Source organism: Mesorhizobium newzealandense, assembly GCF_042682145.1.
GTDB lineage: Bacteria > Pseudomonadota > Alphaproteobacteria > Rhizobiales > Rhizobiaceae > Mesorhizobium > Mesorhizobium newzealandense.
The window spans coordinates 194161-215216 of record NZ_JBHUGZ010000017.1; the positions used below are offsets into that span (position 1 = coordinate 194161).

13 protein-coding genes are annotated in these 21056 nt (G+C 62.4%); 3 read left to right on the plus strand and 10 right to left on the minus strand.

Annotated elements, in window-relative coordinates; genetic code table 11:
* Window positions 1–71: 71 nt before the first annotated feature.
* From ACFSOZ_RS25335 to ACFSOZ_RS25370, 8 genes are all read right to left on the minus strand, one after another.
* Window positions 72–1403 carry an efflux RND transporter periplasmic adaptor subunit gene (locus ACFSOZ_RS25335; protein ID WP_379102360.1) on the minus strand — a complete coding sequence of 444 codons (1332 nt, stop codon included), beginning with the start codon at window positions 1401–1403 and terminating at the stop codon, window positions 72–74.
* A 13-nt stretch (window positions 1404–1416) separates the two neighbouring features.
* On the minus strand, window positions 1417–4578 hold the full coding sequence (locus ACFSOZ_RS25340) for an efflux RND transporter permease subunit (protein ID WP_379102362.1): 3162 nt from the start codon (window positions 4576–4578) through the stop codon (window positions 1417–1419).
* The gene (locus ACFSOZ_RS25345; RefSeq protein WP_379102364.1) at window positions 4575–5114 is read right to left on the minus strand and encodes an MFS transporter; all 540 of its coding nucleotides are present in this window, start codon (window positions 5112–5114) and stop codon (window positions 4575–4577) included. Before ACFSOZ_RS25345 ends, ACFSOZ_RS25340 begins: the two co-directional genes overlap by 4 nt.
* Window positions 5115–5538: 424 nt before the next feature.
* Window positions 5539–5925: a RidA family protein gene (locus ACFSOZ_RS25350; RefSeq protein ID WP_379102366.1), complete on the minus strand. Its 387-nt coding sequence runs from the start codon at window positions 5923–5925 to the stop codon at window positions 5539–5541.
* 102 nt (window positions 5926–6027) lie between these two features.
* Window positions 6028–7344 carry an MFS transporter gene (locus ACFSOZ_RS25355; protein ID WP_379102368.1) on the minus strand — a complete coding sequence of 439 codons (1317 nt, stop codon included), beginning with the start codon at window positions 7342–7344 and terminating at the stop codon, window positions 6028–6030.
* Window positions 7345–7381: 37 nt separating this feature from the next.
* On the minus strand, window positions 7382–8170 hold the full coding sequence (locus ACFSOZ_RS25360; RefSeq protein WP_379102370.1) for an SDR family oxidoreductase: 789 nt from the start codon (window positions 8168–8170) through the stop codon (window positions 7382–7384).
* A gap of 1 nt (window position 8171) precedes the next feature.
* Window positions 8172–9158: a D-2-hydroxyacid dehydrogenase family protein gene (locus ACFSOZ_RS25365; RefSeq protein ID WP_379102372.1), complete on the minus strand. Its 987-nt coding sequence runs from the start codon at window positions 9156–9158 to the stop codon at window positions 8172–8174.
* A 16-nt stretch (window positions 9159–9174) separates the two neighbouring features.
* Complete coding sequence (locus tag ACFSOZ_RS25370) at window positions 9175–9921, minus strand: RraA family protein (protein ID WP_379102373.1); 747 nt, start codon at window positions 9919–9921, stop codon at window positions 9175–9177.
* 158 nt (window positions 9922–10079) lie between these two features.
* On the opposite strand from ACFSOZ_RS25370, the gene ACFSOZ_RS25375 reads away from it, so the two are divergent.
* Window positions 10080–11027, plus strand: coding sequence for a LysR family transcriptional regulator (locus tag ACFSOZ_RS25375; protein WP_379102375.1), 948 nt, complete (start codon window positions 10080–10082; stop codon window positions 11025–11027).
* Window positions 11028–11113: 86 nt separating this feature from the next.
* On the opposite strand, the gene ACFSOZ_RS25380 is transcribed toward ACFSOZ_RS25375, so the two are convergent.
* The gene (locus tag ACFSOZ_RS25380; RefSeq protein ID WP_379102377.1) at window positions 11114–12127 is read right to left on the minus strand and encodes an MBL fold metallo-hydrolase; all 1014 of its coding nucleotides are present in this window, start codon (window positions 12125–12127) and stop codon (window positions 11114–11116) included.
* 387 nt (window positions 12128–12514) lie between these two features.
* Window positions 12515–13906, minus strand: coding sequence for an endo-1,3-1,4-beta-glycanase EglC (gene eglC, locus ACFSOZ_RS25385; protein ID WP_379102379.1), 1392 nt, complete (start codon window positions 13904–13906; stop codon window positions 12515–12517).
* A gap of 398 nt (window positions 13907–14304) precedes the next feature.
* Here eglC and ACFSOZ_RS25390 point away from each other — a divergent pair, with 398 nt between their 5' ends.
* Complete coding sequence (locus tag ACFSOZ_RS25390) at window positions 14305–14943, plus strand: response regulator transcription factor (RefSeq protein ID WP_379102381.1); 639 nt, start codon at window positions 14305–14307, stop codon at window positions 14941–14943.
* A gap of 429 nt (window positions 14944–15372) precedes the next feature.
* Window positions 15373–20940: a beta strand repeat-containing protein gene (locus tag ACFSOZ_RS25395; RefSeq protein WP_379102383.1), complete on the plus strand. Its 5568-nt coding sequence runs from the start codon at window positions 15373–15375 to the stop codon at window positions 20938–20940.
* Window positions 20941–21056: the final 116 nt, after the last annotated feature.

The window sequence follows — 21056 nt, forward strand, 5'->3', positions numbered from 1 at the left end:
CACAGCCTGTTCGGCTAGTCGCCGCCAATCAACATTGGCCCCGCCCAGCCGGATTCGGAACCAGTTCTTCGTCACTGCGCCAGGGCGGCCTTGGGTGTGGCCTGCTTGGGCTGTTGCAGCTCGACGATATGGATTGCGTCGCCTTCCGCCAGACCGTCAGGCGGAGTGGCGATGACATGGTCGTCGGCAGCGACGCCCGAACCCAGTTCGATCTCATTGCCCAGGTCGCGCGCGATCGTCACTGTCTTGAAGACAACGCGATTGTCCTGCGCGACGGTGGCGACGCGCAGGCCCCTCTCGTCAAAGATGAGCGCGCTGACGGGAATGCGGAACGTGCCGGCCACCCCGGCAAGATCGACCTTCACATTGGCATAGGCGCCGGGCATCAGCTCTCCCTTGGCGTTGTCGACGGAAAGCTGCATCTGCGTCGTACCGGACGTGATGTCGACCGACCGAGCCGAGGCGACGACGGTGGCCGGGAAGCTGCGGCCCGGATATTCCGGCACCGAGACAGTGGCCTGCGAACCCAACTTCACGTCCGGCGCGTAGTTCTGCGGCACGTTGATATAGACGCGCAGCGTATGAACGTCCGAGACCACGAACATCGCCAGCCCGGCGCTCGAACCGGCCGATATAAGCGAACCGATATCGGTGTTGCGCTGAGTGATGAGGCCGTCGAACGGCGCGGCGACGGTCTTGTAGGCGGACAGCGCCTCAAGGCGCTCGACATTGGCCTCGCCGGAATTCACCGAGGCCTGCTTGCTGGCCAGGTCCGCCACGCGCTGGTCGATCTCCTGCTGCGCGACGGTCTGGGATTGGAGCAGCGGACGCTCGCGCTTGAGGGTGACGTCGGCCAGGACCTCGGCCGATTTGGCGTTGGCGAGGTCGGCCTTGGCCTGCAGCAATTGCTGGTCCTGGTCGGGGGCCTCGATCTCGGCCAGGGTCTGCCCCGCCTTGACGCTGGCGCCGATATCGACCTTCCAATCCTTCACATAACCGCTGACGCGGGCATAGATCGGTGCGCTGTCGTTGGCCTGAAGCCGTCCGGGCAGATTGAGGCTGACGACGCCAGGCTTGGCGTTGAGCGTCACCAGTGTAACGCTGGGTATCGCCTGCGCCTCCGTCCATTGCTGCAGCTCGACCGCGCTCTTTTGGCGAGCGCTGATGCCGGTGGAGACCAGGGCTGCGGCACCGGCGATGGCGACGACGCCGAAAATGCCGAGCCCCACCCGTGAGCCGCCGGGCTTGCGTACAGGGGACGTCACCTCGGCTACCCTGGCCGTGTCGGGTGACTTGACCGTGTCAGGTATCCTAGAGGTCTCATGCCCGTTGTTGGCGTCGTGCACCGGCGTGGGAACGTTTTCGGCGGTGGTGTCGAGATTCTGCGTGGTGTGCTCAAGCATGATGCAAGGTCTCCTAAGGCGCGGCAGCCGGCTTGGCTTCACGCTTGTGGACGAGGCTGAAGACAACGGGCACGAAGAGCAGAGTTGCCATGGTTGCGAAGATGAGCCCGCCGACCACGGCGCGCCCGAGCGGCGCGTTCTGCTCGCCGCCCTCGCCGAGGCCGAGAGCCATCGGCGCCATGCCGATGATCATGGCGAGGGCCGTCATGCAGACTGGCCGGAAGCGGACGAAGCCGGCTTCGAGGGCGGCGGCGATGGGGTCGCCCAGTTCCGCAAGGCGTTCGCGGGCAAAGCTGATCACGAGCACGGAGTTGGCGGTCGCCACGCCCATGCACATGATCGCGCCTGTGAGGGCAGGCACCGACATCGGCGTCTGCGTGACGAACAGCATCCAGACGATACCGGCAAGGCCGGCCGGCAGCGCCGAGACGATGACGAAAGGGTCCGACCAGGACTGGAAGTTCACGACGATGAGCAGATAGATCAGCACGATGGCGCCGAGCAGGCCGAACAGCAGGCCGGCGAAAGCGCTGTTCATGGTCTGAACCTGACCGAGCAGGGAGACGGAACTGCCCTTCGGCAAGTCGGTGGCGGTGTCAGCAAGGATTTTGTTGATATCGGTGGCGACGGCGCCGAGGTCGCGACCCTGCGTGGTGGCGTAGATCTGCACCATCGGCACGATGTTGTATTGCGAGACGACTGCATTGCTGACCGTGCGCTTCACATTGGCGACGCCGCCGAGGATGGGCAGCGTCCCGATGCCGGCTGCAGTGATCGGCGTCGTTTGCAGGGCGCCCAGCGTATCGACCTGATATTGCGGCGTCTGCATCACGATCGGATAGGACACGCCGTTCTTGGGGTCGAGCCAGTAGGTCGGCGACACCTGGCTCGAACCGGCGAGGTCGACGACGAGGCTGTTGGTGATGTCCTTCTCGGTAAGGCCGATATATTCGGCCTGGGTGCGGTCAACATCGACGTTCAGTGTGGGATTGGCCTGCGATTCCTGGATGCGGGCATCGGCAACGCCGGGAATGTGGCGCAGGCGACCCAGCACGAGACTGGCATATTTGAAGTTCGCCGACAGATTATTGCCGCGCACCTGGATATCGACAGGTGCCGGTGCACCGAAATTCAGGATCTGGCTGATAATGTCGGCCGGCAGGAAGGCGAAGGTCACGCCCGGGAACCGGCGCGGCAGCTCCTCGCGCATCTTGCGGACGTATTCATCGGTCGGTCGGTGGTCTTCCGATAGCTTGACCTGGATGTCGCCATCCTGGGAACCGATCACGCCTGTGTTGTTGTAGGCCAGATTGATGCCCGAGACCGGGACGCCGATATTGTCGACCAAAGTGTCGAGCTGGTCGGGCGGAATCAGCTGGCGGATTGCCTTTTGGATGTCGGCGAACTGGTTGGCGCTCTCCTCGACGCGGGTGCCGATCCTAAGGCGCACATGCATCAGGATCTGCCCGGTGTCGACAGCGGGAAAGAAATTCCGTCCCAGATAAGGCGTTAGCAGGAAGGACCCCATGACGCAGGCCATGAAGCCGGCAACGAACACAAAGCGATAGCCGAGCACCAGCTCCAGCAGGCCGTGATAGCCGACACGGATGCGTTCGAACGTCGCCTCGAAGCCGCGCTGGAATAGCACCAGCGGGTTGTAGCTGCGCGGCTTGCCATGCACCCCGTGATCAATATGCGGCCTGAGCAGGTAGTTGCACAGCGTCGGGACTAAGGTGCGCGAGAGGATGAAGGAGGAGATCATCGCGAACATCACGGCCTCGGCCATCGGCACGAAGAGGAAACGTGCAATGCCGTCGAGGAAGAACATCGGCACGAAGACAATGCAGATGCACAGCATCGAAACGAAGGCCGGCATCACGATCTGCTGGGCACCGTCAAGGATCGCCGTCCGAACGTCCTTGCCGTGTTCGAGATGCCAGTTGATATTCTCGATGGTCACCGTCGCATCGTCGACGAGGATTCCGACGGCGAGCGCCAGGCCGCCAAGCGTCATGACGTTCAGCGTCTCGCCGGTTATCGACAACGCGATCACCGAACCGAGGATCGCCAGCGGGATCGACGCGGCGATAATGATGGTGGAGCGCCAGCTGCCGAGAAACAGCAGGATCATCATGCTGGTGAGTGCGGCCGCAATCACGCCTTCGCGCGCTACGCCGGTGATGGCGCCGCGGACGAAGAGCGACTGGTCGCCGAGCAGCGACACCTGAAGATTGTCGGGCAAGCTCGCTCGCAGCAAGCCGAGTTGATCCTTGATGCCCTGGATGATCGCGAGCGTCGAGACCGACCCATTCTTGAGAACCTGAAGCAGTACCGAGCGGGTGCCGTTGACATGCACGATGTTGGTTTGCGGTGGATTGCCGTCGCGCACCGTCGCCACGTCCTTCACATAGACAAGCGCCCCATTCGCCGACTTGATCGGCAGATCAGCGAGGTCGGTCAGCGAAGATGGAGCATCGTTGAGCTGCACCGCATATTCGTAGCGACCGATCTTTTCGGTGCCGACCGGTGTGATCAGGTTCTGGGCGGCCAGCGCATTGGCGACGTCCTGCCCCGACAGGCCCCGCGCCTGCAGTGCGTATGGGTTAAGGTCGATCTGAACCTGACGGGTCTTGCCGCCGAACGGATAGGGGATGGCGGCGCCCGGCACCGTCGTAAGCGGCGTGCGTATGGTCTGGAGGCCAAGGTCAGCCAGGGCCTGCTCGGTCATGCCCTGCCCCGAGAGGGCAATCTGCAGGATCGGTACGGTGGAGGCGTTGTAGTTGAGGATCAGGGGCGGTGTTGCACCGGCCGGCATCTGCTTGAGCACGGTCTGCGCCACCGCGGTGACCTGCGCATTGGCTGTGCGGATGTCGACATTCGGCTGGAAGAACACCTTGATGATGCCGAAGCCGTTATAGGAGGTGGATTCGATATGCTGGATGTCGTTGACGGTGGTGGTCAGCGAACGCTGGAACGGCGTTGTCATACGGCCCGACATCTGATCGGGCGGTAGGCCTGTATATTGCCAGATCACGCTGATCACGGGGATACGGATATCGGGGAAGATGTCCGTGGGGGTGCGCAGGGCCACAAGCGGGCCAATGATCAGGATCAGCAGCGCCAACACGATGAAGGTGTAGGGCCGGCTGAGGGCAATGCGGACGAGTGCAATCATGAAACAACGCCTGAGGCGGAGTGGCCTTCGGTCAGCGGCACCAAGAGGGTGGTCAGCGTGGCGGCAAACAGTACGGTGCCGGGCAGGTCGATGCCGGTGGGGTGCGGCGAGCGGTTGGCCGGCACGACAAACCGTGAGGCGAAGAAGACGATGATGCCGAGCGGGATGTTGACGAGAAGGATCGGCCGCCACGACGTGCCGAACAGATTGGCGCTGACCAACAATCCGCCGGCGAGCTGACCGACGACCGCGGCGATGCCCGAAGTCGCGCCGTAAAGCGCGATGGCCCGGGTCTTGCGCTCGCCTTCCAGGGTCGCCTGGAAGGTCGCCAGCGCTTGAGGCACCAGCATCGCCGCCGTTGCGCCCTGGACCAGGCGGGCTGCGACCAGCGCGTCGATGGTCGGCGCCACGTTGACGATGAAGAAGTCGGCGACCGGCATGAAGGCGCCGGCGAGCAATACATAGACGCCGACCCCGTACAGCCCGCCGGTGCGCGCCATGGAACGGGGCCAGGCGGGGTTTGGCGAATGGGTCATTCGAATCTCCATGTGATTATTTTATCATAGCTATATGACAATAATCATTATGGATACATACACATCTGACTGGACGCTGTAAACTCCGCAGTATGAAAACCGACCGTGATTCATCCGCACGCAAAGCCCCACCCACGGTGGGCGGATCTGGCCGACTTGATCCTCATCATTGCCCGCGAGATCCAGTTCCGTGGTAACCGGCGCACGCGGCGCGGAGCCGACAAACTAAGCGCTTGTGCGCAGGGAACGGGGCTCTGCCGTCTCCGGCGCCGCCGGCGGCGACACCAGCAAGCTCGACGATGCGCTCGCGCTTCTCAGGTCCATTGAAGCCGGCCTCACCGCGACGCGGCCGAATGGCCGCGATGGTCCGGTGCGAGGTTCGGCTCGCCAGCAAAACATCTAGCCCCAGGGCTTTGCGCCGAGATCAAAGAACGTCCTCGATAACTGCAATGAATTCGCATTGCACCAGAGATGGGCTATCCGCCGGCAATGGCCGAACGTGCCGGGCCGGGCGCGACTCCGGATCGGGAAACATCCGCAGCCATTCTTCATTCACGGCATTCCTGTTGCTGCTGTCGCGGAGATAGATCTCCACCTTGACGATGTCCTCCACACTACCGCCTGCGGCCTCGATGATGGCAAGCATATTGGCAAACACATTGGCCGACTGATCCGCCATCTCGGTCGGCAACTCGTGATTGGTCGGGCTCACGCCGTGAACCGCACCCGAGAACACCATGTTGCCAATCCGACAGGCATTGGGAACTGGATGCCTGTGGCTCAGTCCCTTGACCGAAATGCTCTTGCGCATGGTTCTGTTGATCCTCCGTGAGATCTGATCCGTGGGATAATTCGCAAACTGCCGGGTGCCGGGCGGTGGGAGTCAGGTTGCACCCGAATGCACCCGGGCCGGCTATCGTCTTGCGCGCAAAACCGAGGCCTCGGCGGGCGGCGAGGAAACGACCGTATCAGGACGCGGCGCAGGCGGCTCATAGCCGGAAGTCAGTTGAATTCCACGCGTCTCGGGCAGCAAAAGGGTCGCGGCGAAAGCGATGCCGTAGCCCAACAGCGCGACCAGACCAATCGCCTCCGCCAAGCCGATATATTGCGCCAGTATCCCGATACTGGATACGGCTGCGGCGCCCGCCGCCTTGCCGGAGTTGTAGGCGAAACTCTGGCCGCTCGCGCGAATGGCAGAGGGGAAAAGCTCGGTGAAGAACGGTCCCAACGCCGCATAGTTTCCGATGGTGAAGAAGCCGAACGGCGCACCCAGGACAACCAGCAGCCAGCCGGATAGCGGCAAGAACATGTAAGCGACGGTAACCAGCCAGGAACACACCATAAAGAGCTGGAATGTCCGCCGCCGCCCGAGATAGTCGGCCAGGTATGCGCTTGCCAGAAATCCGAAAAACGAGCCGCCAGTCACCACGAAAACGTAGTACCCCGCAGTGCTCGGCGACAGCTCGCGCACGGTCTTCAGAAATGTCGGCAGCCAGTTGACGATAGCGCCGCCAACGCCGATCACACCGAATGCAAGCAACGAGGACAGCAGGGTTATCCGCAGCGTTTCCGGCTGAAATATCGCCCCCAATCCCGGACGGGTTCCGCTCCTCTCGACAAGCTCGCGCGTTTTGACAAAAACCTCGGGCTCCTCGATCTTGCGGCGCAAATAGAGAACCAGAAGGCCGGGAAGAACGCCGATCATCAACAGCACGCGCCAGCCGTACTCCTGGGGCAAGTGCGCCAGAACCACGCCTGCCAGAATGGCGGCCGCGCTCCATCCGATGCCGAATCCGCTTTGGACGGTGCCCACGGCCTTGCCGCGATGTTCGGCGCGAATGATCTCGCCCATGAGGACCGCGCCGGCGGCCCATTCGCCGCCAAAGCCCAACCCTTGCAGGATGCGCAAGAACATCAGTTGCTGGAAGTCCTGCGCAAAACCGGCAAGGAAGGTGAAGACGCAGAACCACAGGATTGTAAACTGCATGATGCGGGCACGGCCGAAACGGTCAGCGAGATACCCGCAGGCCCATCCTCCGATCGCCGCGGAGAGCAGCGTCGCCGTGGCCAGGTAGCCGGCCTGCGCCGTCGTCATTCCCCAGGCCACAATGAGAATTGGCAATACGAAGCTGAAGAGCTGCGCGTCCATCGCATCCACTGCCCAGCCCGCGAAGCAACCCCAGAAGGTGTTCCGCTCCCGCTCCGTCAACTGCTTGTACCAACTGAACATTTTTTCCTCCCATCGCTTCTTCTGGTTATCGGGCCGGCTAGACGACCAGTGGAGTGAGACCTCCGTCCATGGTCAGCGAAGCCCCCGTCACGTAGGAGGATCTTGCGCTGGCGAGGAAAAGTGCGGCGTCGGCCACTTCTTCCGGCTTGGCGTAGCGCCGCAGCGGAATGCGCTGCTCGTTCAGTCGCAGCAGTTCCTCCGGCGCCTTGCCGGTCATCCTGGATTCAACCTCGAGCGACATCTGCAGGCGCTCGGTCATGGTGGCGGCGGGATTGATGACGTTGACCCTTATGCCGGCAGGCCCCCAGGCGGCCGCCAGTCCTGCCGAGGCAAGCATCAGCGCCGCGTTGGCGGCCCCTCCCGGCAAATGCATGGGCGATGCGATTTTGCCGCCGGTGCCGACTATGTTGACGATCGTGCCGGCGCGCCGTGCCACCATCAGGGGCAGGACGTAGTCCATGACGTTCATGTAGGTGAAGAATTTCGCGTCCATCGCGACACGCCATTTGTCCGGCGTCAGTTCGTCGGGTGGAACTCTCCTTGCGCCGCCGGCCGAATTGACCAGGGACGCGATCGGACCCACCTGGTCCTCCAGCGCGGCGACCATTTCCTTTGCCGCAAGCCCATCCGAGAGGTCGGCGGCGAAGGTTGCTACCGACAGGCCCTCGGCAGCCAGGGCTGCCTTCGCGTTGTCAAGGTTCTCCTGACTGCGCGATACAATCGCCACGCAGGCCCCTTCCCTGCCGAAGGCGCGCGCGCAGGCCAGCCCTATTCCCTTGCTGCCCCCGGTAATCAGGACAACTTTGCCGTCGAGTTCGAGATCCATCTCAATGATCCTGTTTTAAGCCGTGGGTGTCGTGCACGTTGATCGGGCTTCCCGCCGCGAACGCCACGATCTGATCGAATGCGTTGCCGTAGGCGAACTCGTAATTGTCACGTTCGACGTAGCCGAGATGCGGTGTGCACAGTGCGTTGGGAAGCCTGAGCAAGGCGTCGTCCGGATTGGTGAGCGGCTCGCGTTCGAACACGTCGATGGCCGCTTTTCCGGGGCGGCCATCGGCCAGCGCTGCCACCAAGGCCCCTGCTTCAATCAACTCGGCACGGCTGGTGTTCACAAGCAGAGCGGTTGGCTTCATCGAGGCGAGGTCGCCAAGCGTGACCAAACCGGTGGTCTCGGCATTCAGCCGCAGGTGCAAACTGAGGACATCCGACAGCCGGAACAGCGCGTCCTTGTCCGGCGCGGTGTTGAACCCCTCGGCTCTGGCACGGGCCAACGAGCCCTCGCGGCCCCACACCAGCACCTCCATGCCGAACGCCATGCCGATCCGCGCGACCATCGAGCCCAACCGGCCAAAACCATAGATGCCCAGAACACGACCCCTCAAGCCCAAGCCGATGGTCGTCTGCCAATGGCCTTGCCGCAGCGATGCGCTCTCGAACGGAATGTTGCGCATCGCCGCAAGGATCAACCCCCAGGTAAATTCCACCGTCGAATAGGACGGACGCGATGTGAGAGCAGACGAAACGACGACGCAATGCCTGTCGCAAGCCGCCAGATCGATGTGCGGGATGTGACCGTTCTGGCTGATGAGCTTCAAGTTGGGCAGGCGGCTGAGCAGGCTTTCATCGATCCTGGTGCGCTCACGCATCAGCACAAGAACATCTGCCTCCAACAGACGATTTGCCAGGACGTCGATGTCCTCGACGATATCGGTCCAGATGGTGACGTCATGGCCTTCCAGTTTGGAAAAGCAGTCCAGCGTGCGGACGACGTCCTGGTAGTCGTTGATGATGGCGACGCGGAGCTTCTTCACGGGATGACCTATCGCTCTATGCATTGCCCGGCAGATCCGCAACGGAGGTACCGGCTTCGATCGCTTCGCACTTCGCCTCTTCAAAAGCCGACTTCTTCAGCGCCTTTGCGAGAATTTCGGCGGCTCGGGCGATCGGGATGAAGCAGACACCGGTTTCGTCAGCGACAACAATGTCGCCGGGGGCAACCCGCACCCCGGCGATCTGGATATCGCCATTGATCTCCACGGTCTCGATCCGCCATTTGCCAGTGACAGGCGTGATCTCGGTGGCCCAAAGGGGATATCCGACCCGCCGCGAATGCCCGAGGTCGCGAATACCCCCGGAGACGATCGCACCGGCCTCCCCCTGTCTTCTTCCGGTCTGGGCCGAAATTCCGCCCATGTTCGAAACGCCGGCGACGCCGTCGATGACCACCACGTCGCCCGGCAATGCCAGGTTATGGGCTTCGAACTCTGCCATCCGGTTGACGTGCTCGCGCGCCGTCTCGTAGACATGCTCGCGCTGCAGGATGTTGCGCACCGTAAGCGCGGGACCGACAATCGACGTCGAAGGCAGGGTCGGCTTCAGGGTTGATGCGCCAATCGCGCCGGTAATACCGAGCTCATCCATAATATCCGAAATAACGCTTGTTGCATCGCCGATCCGTTTGAATCCGTCGATCAGCCCCTGCGGCGGACGCGGCGCTCGCATCAATCGAATGCGGTCGGGGCTGATCTTGCCGGTAAGTTTCGGCAGCACGTCCGCGAAAGCGAGATCATTCATGGCGTATCCTCTATTTTTGTACGGAGCTTTATCACCGGTTGCGAGGTGCGCGTATTCACTCGCATGTGTTTGGCTGCTCGTTCGAAACAGGATTGCTTGCCAGGTTCAGTGCGTCCAATTTAGAATCAGACACAAGCGTCATTTCCTGGGTGAATAACGTGCGCCTCGATCTGAACCTGATCGCAGTCCTTGAGGCCATCATGCTGGAAAGGAACGTAACGCGTGCGGCCGTGAGCCTGTCGATGAGTCAGCCGGCGGTCAGCAACGCCTTGCGCCGCGCCCGCAAGCTGACGAAAGATCAGCTCTTTCTCAAGACAGCGACGGGCGTCCAGCCAACGTCACGCATGGTCGCGATGTGGCCCGACCTTCATCACTCGCTTACGGTAATCCGGGCGTCTTTCGCCCCCGACGACTTCGATCCGGGGTCAGATGCGACCAGTTTCAGGGTTGCGGTCACAGACAGTCTCGCGATGGAAGGTGTCAGCGCAATCACGCTGAAGTTACAGGCCACATCCCCGCGTGCCCGTGTTTCTTTTGCCATTCATACCCATGAGGGCTCGCTGGAAGGGATCGACCGCGGCACGCTTGACTGCGCCGTAGGCATGTTTGCCTCGCTGCCAAGAGACGTGCATGTGCAAAGTCTACGCACGGATCGCTATGTCTGCGTCATGCGCAGCGGGCACGAACTGGCGCAATCGCTGACCCTCGATCAGTTCACCGCTGCGGCGCACGTGCTGGCAACCCCATCCGGTTTGGAACTGGGGCTCGTGGACGGCTGGCTTGGCCTGAAGGGGCGGGCAAGGACGATCGTTGCCGTCGTCAATCATTTTGCCGATGCGCTGAGGATTGTCTCGCGGAGCGACCTTCTCACCTGTGTGCCGCTTGGCTTCTTCAACGGACCATGGCGTAGCATTGCTGCCGAGCATCGGTTGGTGGTGCGCGACCTGCCGTTCGAGACGGAGAAACTGCTGTACAAGCTGATCTGGCACGAACGACTGCAGACGCACCCTGCCCACCAATGGTTTCGATCGCTGGTCGGCGACGTTTGCGGATCGCAGTTCGACGGCTCATCGATCGAAGACGCGGCCCCGGCCGCGCAAACATAGCCTGGCTTGTGGAGCCTTATGGAGCTGGAGCGACCTTGAGTACGCCCTCTTGCGCCGACGGATGCGCTCCGCCCCGGGGCAAGGGCCTATCCCTGTCGGTAATCCAGCGGCACATAGGTGTAGGCGTTCCCGGCGTCGCGCCGCACGTGGCCCAAGCCGGGAAACGATATGTGCGCACCGCCCACGATATAGCCATTCTCTGCAGCATCTGCGAATGCGAGCTCGTGCACATGTTCGGCTTCCGATGCGTTCTCATCGTACTGGATTGTGACCGAAGGGGCCTTGAACTGCACTGCGGCGACATGCACGACATCGCCCCACAGCACGATCTTCTCGCCCCTGCTCTCGACCACATACATGGTATGTCCCGGTGTATGCCCATAGGCTGTCTGCGCGCGCATGCCAGGCACGAGATCGGTGTTGCCTTCGAAAAGCGCGAACTTGCCGGCTCGCATGTATGGCGTGATCGATGCCATAGCGGCCTGAAAAAATCGCTGCGCTTCAGCGGGAGCAGCGCGCATGTTTGCCTCGCTGAGCCAATAATCGGTGTCCCGCTTGTCGGCACGTACAATCGCGTTGGGAAAAGCCCTCTGGCCCTCGGCCATGAGACCGCCAACGTGATCCGCATGCAGATGTGTGAGGTAAAGCTCATCGATCTGCTCCGGCCGATACCCCGACGCGCGCAGATTGCTCAACAGATGGCCTGTGGTAGGCCCCAACAGTGAACCTGCACCAGCGTCGATCAAGACCAGCTTGGCTCCAGTATTCACGAGAAAGGAATTGTGCGAGGTCTCGACGACGTCGCCGAGGTAGTTGCGTTTCAGCGCTTCTTTGATCCGAGCCGGGTCGCCCTGCAGTAGCTTCGTAGCAGGCAGCATATTGCTGCCGTCGGATAATGCCGTTACCTCAAAATCGCCGACCGCCAGGCGGTAAAACCCGGGTGCCTGGCTTTTCACCATGGGCGCATCTGCGAACACCGGCATCGCAAAACAGCTGGCCAGGCAAAGGCAGCCAGCGGCCAGGAAAGCCCGACGGGTAGGATTGACGGCGTCGCTGCTGGCCGGCCGGGGCTGGACAGAGCCTTCGGTGTCGTCGAACAAGCGATCAAGCGTTTTCCGGGGGGCGACCATTTTCGGACCTCTGTTTGCGTTCTGTCGGGAGGCCGCAGGTGGACGTAAGCCCTACTGCCTCGCTACCTCGTGCGCGTACCGTTCCCGAGTTGGCCAACTCCGTCCAATTCAGAGTCTGGGGCAGCATCATAACTCCGTTGAATAACGGCAGTTTGCCGCTGCCAATTGAGGCCAACACCGGCACGTGCGAAGCAGCGAAGCCTGAACTGTCAATTCGATGAATGCGGGAAAGGCGATAGCGCGCTCCCGCCAGGTGTTGCGCCTAAAGCGCGTGAGGTTGAAACGGACTCAGGCGACGCGCTTTAAGCTTATGCATGTCGTTGCCCCAAAACCGGGGCCACTTTTGGGCGACCTGCATTAGATAACCCAATCTTTCAGGGCGTAGGCATGAATGTAGTCGATCTGCATTTCCGCGGGCGTCGCAAGCCCATCGGCGGGCGCTCCCGCAATGCCGCCTACTGCAAGGTCGACCAGCATATACATCGGCTCGTGCATGTCGGCAGGTGTTGCGGCATGGGCAACTTCGACGTTGTCGAAATACCAGACGAGTTCGTCTTCCGTCCACAGCACCCCGTACGTGTGGAACCCTCCGGTATCCGAGACAAAGGGCGTCGAGGACACCGTTGTATGAGTTCCCGTCTCGTTCGTGTGGCTTGTCAAAAGGAGCTTGTTTGGATCCTGACCGGTCATCTCTATTGCGTCCAGTTCCGGTGGCCAGGAGCCGTCCTCCGGCAGAAGCCAGAAGGCCGGCCATGCGCCTTGTTTTTCGGGCATGTCGGCCCGAATTTCGAAATAGCCGTAGGTCTGTGCAAAGGATTCGTGGGTGGTCAGCAAACCTGACGTGTATTGGTAGTTGTTGATGTAGGGCTTGATAGCCTCAGGGGTTCGGGCGGCGGTAATTGTAAGAACACCGTCGTCGACGCTGAACGGGTTGACGGACTTCGTCGGGGCGTAGCTGGTATCGATATACCATTGAAGCTCGCCATTGCCCGTAAGCGAGCTACCGTTCGCGCCTCCCCACCAGAAGTTGGTGTCCCAGGTGCCGCTCGAGCCATTCCACAGGTTCAGTGTGTTGAACTCGTCCGAGAAGGTGAGTGCCAGATGCGACCTGTCCAGGGCCAGGTCGAACTGGCTTGCGGTGAACTGGCCGATCGTCTTGTTGGCGAAGACGAGAAACTCGGTGCCGGACAGATCAAGTCGGACGTTCGCTCCCGACTGGACCATGTGGGCGTGCACCTGCTCGAAGGAGGTGAAACCATAGCTCCCGACGCGCACTGTATCCTCGGCGCTAAAGTCCAGGATCAGGTCACTGCCGTTGCCGGGGGCCACGACGAAAATGTCCGCCCCGGATCCGCCCTTGAGAACGTCGTCGCCCTTCAAGCCGTCGAGCGTCTGTTGGCCAGAGCCGCCGGTAATGATGTTGTTTAGCTCGTTGCCGAAAGCATACTGTTTGTCGTTCGTGACTGTCAGGTTCTCGAAATGCGCCGGGAGCCTGTAGCTCATCCAGGTCGAGATGGTGTCGACGCCCTCGTTGGCCAGCTCGACCGCCTTGTTCTTCGCGGAATACAGATAGTAGATGTCATCGCCCTTGCCGCCATACATCGTGACGCTGACGCTGCCGTCGCCGTAGAGCGAGTCGTTGTAGATGCTGCCGTAAAGTGCCGGGCCGGAATTCGTCGCCGAGTACCACCTAGTCGAGGACCCGCTATAGGGGAGTGGAACGCCCTTGGCGTTCAGGACGGTGGCCATGCTGGTCTCTGCTCCTCGGACTCGCCTCAAGCCCTAGCATCTATGGAGGGCACGAGAAGCCAATGCCTTTTTTGGCCTTCGCCTTGTGTTCGGCTTGTGAGAGTTACCAGGAACTTAACACGCAGGCGGTCCGGGCCGCCCTCATTGCCTCGAATGCACTAGGGTTGGGCTACCAGCACTTTTTTTGGTCACAAGTCGCCGCATCTTTGGGGGCGACGTGACTTCGCCGTCAGCGAACCTGCTGCCCTGCGGGTGTCCGCGCCGGGCGGCCCGGAAGCCTCGGATTGCTATTATAGCCGAATGTATATTAGCACTTTCTTGACAAACTGCCTAAGTTCTGGTTTCCTGATTTGCCGGGTATTGAAATAAGTTTGTTGCGTTTTCCGGACGGTGTTCGCATGTCGACCTTGGTTGTCGCGGACCCGCGGGGGGTGTATCTCGCCGGTCTGGAGTGGGTTCTGCGGAAGGCTGGACACGATGTTGTCGCCCAGTGCCGCCGCGCTGTCGACATTGTCCCTCATGTGGAACGCCATCGGCCTGACATTGTCATCGTCGGCCTGGATATCGCGGACCCGCAGATGGCCGGTCTTTCCTCCCGGCTGAAGGCTTGCAACAGCGCTCTCGGCATCATCTTCATCGTGCGGCCAAACGGCAGGCTCGACATCAGGGAAATACAGGCGCTCGACGGCGACGGCCTGCTTCTGGACGGCATCAGCCATCGCTATCTTCTCGAATGCGTGAATGCGGTGGCGGCAGGCAAGAAGTGGATCGACAACAAGATCGTCCGGCAACTGCTGATGCCCGAAACGCAGCCTCAGCCGACGTCCAGGCTGACCGGGCGGGAGACCGAGATCGCCGATCTCGTCTCGCGCGGGTTCCGCAACAAGACCATCGCGCAACGGCTGCATGTATCCGAAGGCACGGTGAAGATGCACCTGCATCACGTCTACGAGAAACTGCACCTCGGCAGCCGGGCGGAACTGGCCTGGGTGGCGCATGGCAAAAGCGCCGAGCGTCCAGGAGCCGGTCTGCTCTGATCATCGCTTTCCGCTGGCATCGACATGATGCCGCAACAGAACGGAAAGGCGCCTGACGGCGTCGGCCTTGATGCCGGCGCGACCGCCAGCGGCGCCCGCGCCGGCCTGATCTATCGAAGGATATATATCGTTCGATCAGGGATGGGCATTCACCCCAATACTATCGAACCGCGAATGGACGCGTCCTCTGCGTCGGCGGCACATTGAAGGGATTAAGAGGCCGCAATTCAGTGGGCCAGCGGATGCACTTGGGTAGGGGCATCCGGCATCGGGGGGTGAATCCCTTTCTTGATGCGTTTTGGGCAGGGGAGAATCTCCATGGCACTCGACATCACAGCTCAAGACATCGTCATCGACGGTTCGGGCGTGCTGACCTCACCAGAAGGTGGGGTATTTCAGCGGCGCATCACGCGATAGGGGAGCACAGCAATGACCATCAGCTTTATTCTCAACGCACAGGCCGTCAACGACCAGACCACCGGGCTGCAAACCGGCGACAACATCGACGATGCCTTTACGGACACCGATGTTGCGTACTCCACTTTGCCGGCTTCGTTCCGGACCTATCTCGAGTCGACTCTCGGGCTGAACTCCGCGTTCCCGACCAGCGTCGGCGTCGCGACCAAGACGAACTCGGTCACCGTCAACGCCACCGCCGGCTCCCAGCTCGTCGGCACTACGTTTACCGACGGCAGCGGCGGCACCCTCAACGGCGATGATAGCGGGCTCAACACCCTCGGCGGCAAGGATATCCTGCTCTTCGCCGGCGCAAACGACACCGTGATCGGGAAATATGACAGCGATGGCAACGGCAGTGCAGACGCGATCGCCTTCGTCATCTTCAAGCAGGACGTGATCAACGCCGGCGCGACCAGCGACCAGGTGACCTTCAACATCGTCACCTATGTTCCGATCTTCCATGGCGGCAACCCCAACCCGGATGACGCGGTCGATCTCGGCAACACCCTCAAGCTCGCGGCGAGCGAGACGCTCAACTTCGGCTTCGCCGGCGCGCCCTCCGGTAGCAACCTGTTCATGACCTTCGGCGATCCAAACTCCACCCAGATCGTGGTGATCGGGAAGGACCCCTTGAATCAGTCCGAGGGTGGGAACTTCAATACAAAGGACGTGCTCAATATCAGCCAGGCCGGCGGCACCACCTCGTTCGGCGTCAACGGCAACGCGATCAACCCCACTGAGGGCGCGTTCATCACCTATGTCTCGGGCGCGAACACGAACTTCCTCGTGCCAAATCTGGACCAGAACGAGGCCGATGTCGAAGCCAACATCGACTTCCAGAACGTCGTCAGTGCGACGGGAGCGTCCTTCACCGTCAACCAGACCAATCCCGGCAAAGGACCCGTTACCGTCAAGATCACGGCCTTCAGCACCGCCGCGGAACCGGGGGCGGGTTTCGTCGATGGACTTACCAACGATACCAAGGTCAACATCACGTCGGGCTCGGTCGTCAACTTCGTCGTCAGTGGCGAATCAACTCCGGTCGCCACCGTCAACGCCGACGGCACCTTGACGATCACCGGGCTTACCAGCGGCGACAAGGTGCAGTGGACCACGGGTGGAACCCACGACCGCGTCCTGATCGAAAACATCAGCAACGCGGATGGCGTTGCCGGCAACGACAACAACACTTTCGACATCGGCGGCTTCGGCATCGTGACATCCAACTCCGCCTCGGCGTTCGTCGGCCAGCAGATCGTGATCGAAGACGACGGCCCGACGGCGGGCATCGTTCAGGGCGCCCCCACGGTGGCGCATGACGAGACCGCGGGCACCCAGGCAGATGCCGATGATACCACGGCACCAGCGGTTGTCGCCCTGTTCGCGGGCGTCAGCAATGTCAGCTCCGACCTCAGCCCGGCCGGCTTCGCGCAGGATGCAAGCGCGGTGGTGAGTTCGACGGGAAGTGCTACGGGTACAGATGGCGGCACGACGGCGTTCTCGCTGGCGGTGTCCGCCGCAGGGGTGGATTCCGGCCTCGACACGACCGCCGGCACCAGCATCTTCCTGTTCAAGGAAGGCGACCTGGTGGTCGGCCGCATCGGCGGGGCCGCTGGGGCGGCGGCGTTCGCCGTCGCGATCAACAGCACGACCGGCATCGTCAGCGTGGCGCAGTACGCTTCGTTGAAGCACCCGGGCACCGCCAATCCAGATGATTCGGTATCGATCACCGACAGCGCCTTGCTGGCGGTGGTGACGGTCACCGACGGTGACGGCGACACAGCGACCAGCTCGACCGGTATCGGCGATGCCGTGCAGTTCCAGGACGACGGCCCGACGGCGGGCATCGTCCAGGGCGCTCCCACGGTGGCGCATGACGAGACCGCGGGCAACCAGGCCGATGCCGATGACACCACTGCCGCAGGGGTCATCGCCCTGTTCGCGGGCGTCGGCAATGTCAGCACCGACCTCAGCCCAACCGGCTTCGCGCAGGATGCAAGCGCGGTGGTGAGCTCCACCGGAAGCTCGTTCGGCGCCGACCAGGAAGGCGGGACGACGGCGTTCTCGCTGGCGGTGTCCGCCGCAGGGGTGGATTCCGGCCTCGACACGACCGCCGGCACCAGCATCTTCCTGTTCAAGGAAGGCGACCTGGTGGTCGGCCGCATCGGCGGGGCCGCTGGGGCGGCGGCGTTCGCCGTCGCGATCAACGGCACGACCGGCATCGTCAGCGTGGCGCAGTACGCTTCGTTGAAGCACCCGGGCACCGCCAATCCAGATGATTCGGTGTCGATCACCGACAGCGCCTTGCTGGCGGTGGTGACGGTCACCGACGGTGACGGCGACACAGCGACCAGCTCGACCGGTATCGGCGATGCCGTGCAGTTCCAGGACGACGGCCCGACGGCGGGCATCGTCCAGGGCGCTCCCACGGTGGCGCATGACGAGACCGCGGGCAACCAGGCCGATGCCGATGACACCACTGCCGCAGGGGTCATCGCCCTGTTCGCGGGCGTCAGCAATGTCAGCTCCGACCTCAGCCCGGCCGGCTTCGCGCAGGATGCAAGCGCGGTGGTGAGTTCGACGGGAAGTGCTACGGGTACAGATGGCGGCACGACGGCGTTCTCGCTGGCGGTGTCCGCCGCAGGGGTGGATTCCGGCCTCGACACGACCGCCGGCACCAGCATCTTCCTGTTCAAGGAAGGCGACCTGGTGGTCGGCCGCATCGGCGGGGCCGCTGGGGCGGCGGCGTTCGCCGTCGCGATCAACGGCACGACCGGCATCGTCAGCGTGGCGCAGTACGCTTCGTTGAAGCACCCGGGCACCGCCAATCCAGATGATTCGGTGTCGATCACCGACAGCGCCTTGCTGGCAGTGGTGACGGTCACCGACGGTGACGGCGACACAGCGACCAGCTCGACCGGTATCGGCGATGCCGTGCAGTTCCAGGACGACGGCCCGACGGCGGGCATCGCCCAGGGCGCTCCCACGGTGGCGCATGACGAGACCGCGGGCAACCAGGCCGATGCAGACGACACCACTGCCGCAGGGGTCATCGCCCTGTTCGCGGGCGTCAGCAATGTCAGCTCCGATCTGAGCCCGACCGGCTTCGCGCAGGATGCAAGCGCGGTGGTGAGCTCCACCGGAAGCTCGTTCGGCGCCGATCAGGAAGGCGGCACGACGGCGTTCTCGCTGGCGGTGTCCGCCGCGGGCGTGGATTCCGGCCTCGACACGACCGCCGGCACCAGCATCTTCCTGTTCAAGGAAGGCGACCTGGTGGTCGGCCGCATCGGCGGGGCCGCTGGGGCGGCGGCATTTGCCGTCGCGATCAACGGCACGAGCGGCGTCGTCAGCGTGGCGCAGTACGCTTCGTTGAAGCACCCGGGCACCGCCAATCCAGATGATTCGGTGTCGATCACCGACAGCGCCTTGCTGGCGGTGGTGACGGTCACCGACGGTGACGGCGACACAGCGACCAGCTCGACCGGTATCGGCGATGCCGTGCAGTTCCAGGACGACGGCCCGACGGCGGGCATCGCCCAGGGCGCTCCCACGGTGGCGCATGACGAGACCGCGGGCAACCAGGCCGATGCAGACGACACCACTGCCGCAGGGGTCATCGCCCTGTTCGCGGGCGTCGCCAATGTCAGCACCGACCTCAGCCCAACCGGCTTCGCGCAGGATGCAAGCGCGGTGGTGAGCTCGACGGGAAGCTCGTTCGGCGCCGATCAGGAAGGCGGCACGACGGCGTTCTCGCTGGCGGTGTCCGCCGCGGGCGTGGATTCCGGCCTCGACACGACCGCCGGCACCAGCATCTTCCTGTTCAAGGAAGGCGACCTGGTGGTTGGCCGCATCGGCGGGGCCGCTGGGGCGGCGGCGTTCGCCGTCGCGATCAACAGCACGAGCGGCATCGTCAGCGTGGCGCAGTATACCTCGATCCTTCATCCGACCCCGGGGGCCAACCACGACGAGCCGGTGAACATCACCGACAGCGCCTTGCTGGCAGTGGTGACTGTCACCGACGGTGACGGCGACACAGCGACCAGTTCGACCGGTATCGGCGATGCCGTGCATTTCCAGGACGACGGCCCGACGATCGTCGACCAAGACGCGGCGGCCGGCATCCAAGGGTTCGACGGCGATCCCGGCACGGCTGGTGCCCAGCACGAACAACTGCACAACGTGGTCGGTGTCGCGGCAACCGGTGTCTTCTCTTTCGACATCGGCAACGACGGTCGTGTCTACGACGCCACGCATTCTGACTTCGGTGATGCCGATCCCGTCACGAATGGTGTCCAGCAGCTGGTGCTGACGGGTACGGTCGACAACGCCCAGAACCCGAACATCACCAACATCTCGACGTCACTCACTTCGGAGAGTGCCACCAGCGCAGTGTTCGCCTTCTCGTTCCATTACGACAAGGATCCGATCACGGCCGGTGTGCAGGACGGGACGGCGGGTGGCACGTTGACCTTCAACAAGGAGCTGGGCACGTACTCGATCGTCTTGAACGACGTGGTCGACGGGTTCAGCTTTAGCGTCTTCCACTCTTCGGAGCTATTGTCGAAAGCACCTCCCGGCAACACCGGCCACCCCGAACTCGTGGTGACGGAGCTGGATAAATTCGGTGCAACCCCCGGCGATACTGACGGCTTCTACGTGCAGTTCACGGCGAACTCGAACCCCAGCGGTAGCCCCTTTGGCTTCAACGGCACGGGTGACGACACACCAACGCCAGGAGACCCGCCGGCGCCTCTCGACACCACCTTCAACAACGGGCAGTTCGTCACCAGTGCCTTCGAGGACTGGGTCTCCGCCACGCAGTCGACCAACGGTGTCGCCGGCGACACGATCCAGAAGGGCGAACTGCTCACCCTGCGGTTCTTCAACGAGAACATTATGGGCGACGTGAACCCCGGTGCCCCCGGTGGTGGTGACGAGAAGGTCGCGCCGACGGACGCCGTGGACGCTGTCGCCATCAAGTTCGACGGCATTGGCAACAGCGAGGACCTTATCGTGGTCCTCGACCTGATTGACTACGGTGCCAATGGTGTCCTGGGTGGCGGCGACGACCTCAAGACGACGAAGTCGATCTACGTGCAGAACGCCGACTTCTTCAAGGGCAACACGGTACCTGCGCCGTATAGCTCGGAGTTCACGCTCGACCAGAACGATGCCCTCGTGATCATCGAGAGCAATGACTACAACGCCGGCAGCGAGCACTACCAAATTCAGGGGATGCAGATCATGCAGTCCGGGAACGGGCTGTCTGGTTCGGCCATTAACCTGAACCGAGTGACCGACGACCCGAGCACCGGCACGGTTGAAGGTTCAAGCACCGGTGCTGCGAGCGGCACAGGTGGCGGCGCGTTGCAAGATTGGGAAGGTACGGACAACGACGTTCTCAAGATCACGGATATCGGCTTCATCGAGTCGACGTCCGGACAGATCGGCGCCCACCTCAATTTCGCGGTCAACATTCAGGACGGCGACGGCGACACAACCGGTGTCCAGACCTTGGTGGTCGACACCATCGCCTAAACACTTGACCAAAGGGAGGCGGTTCACCCCGCCTCCCATCTCCATGTGGAGACAATCTCGCGCCCTGCATAAGGCCGGCTGAACCCAAGGAGTCAACCCCGCACACCGGGGACATA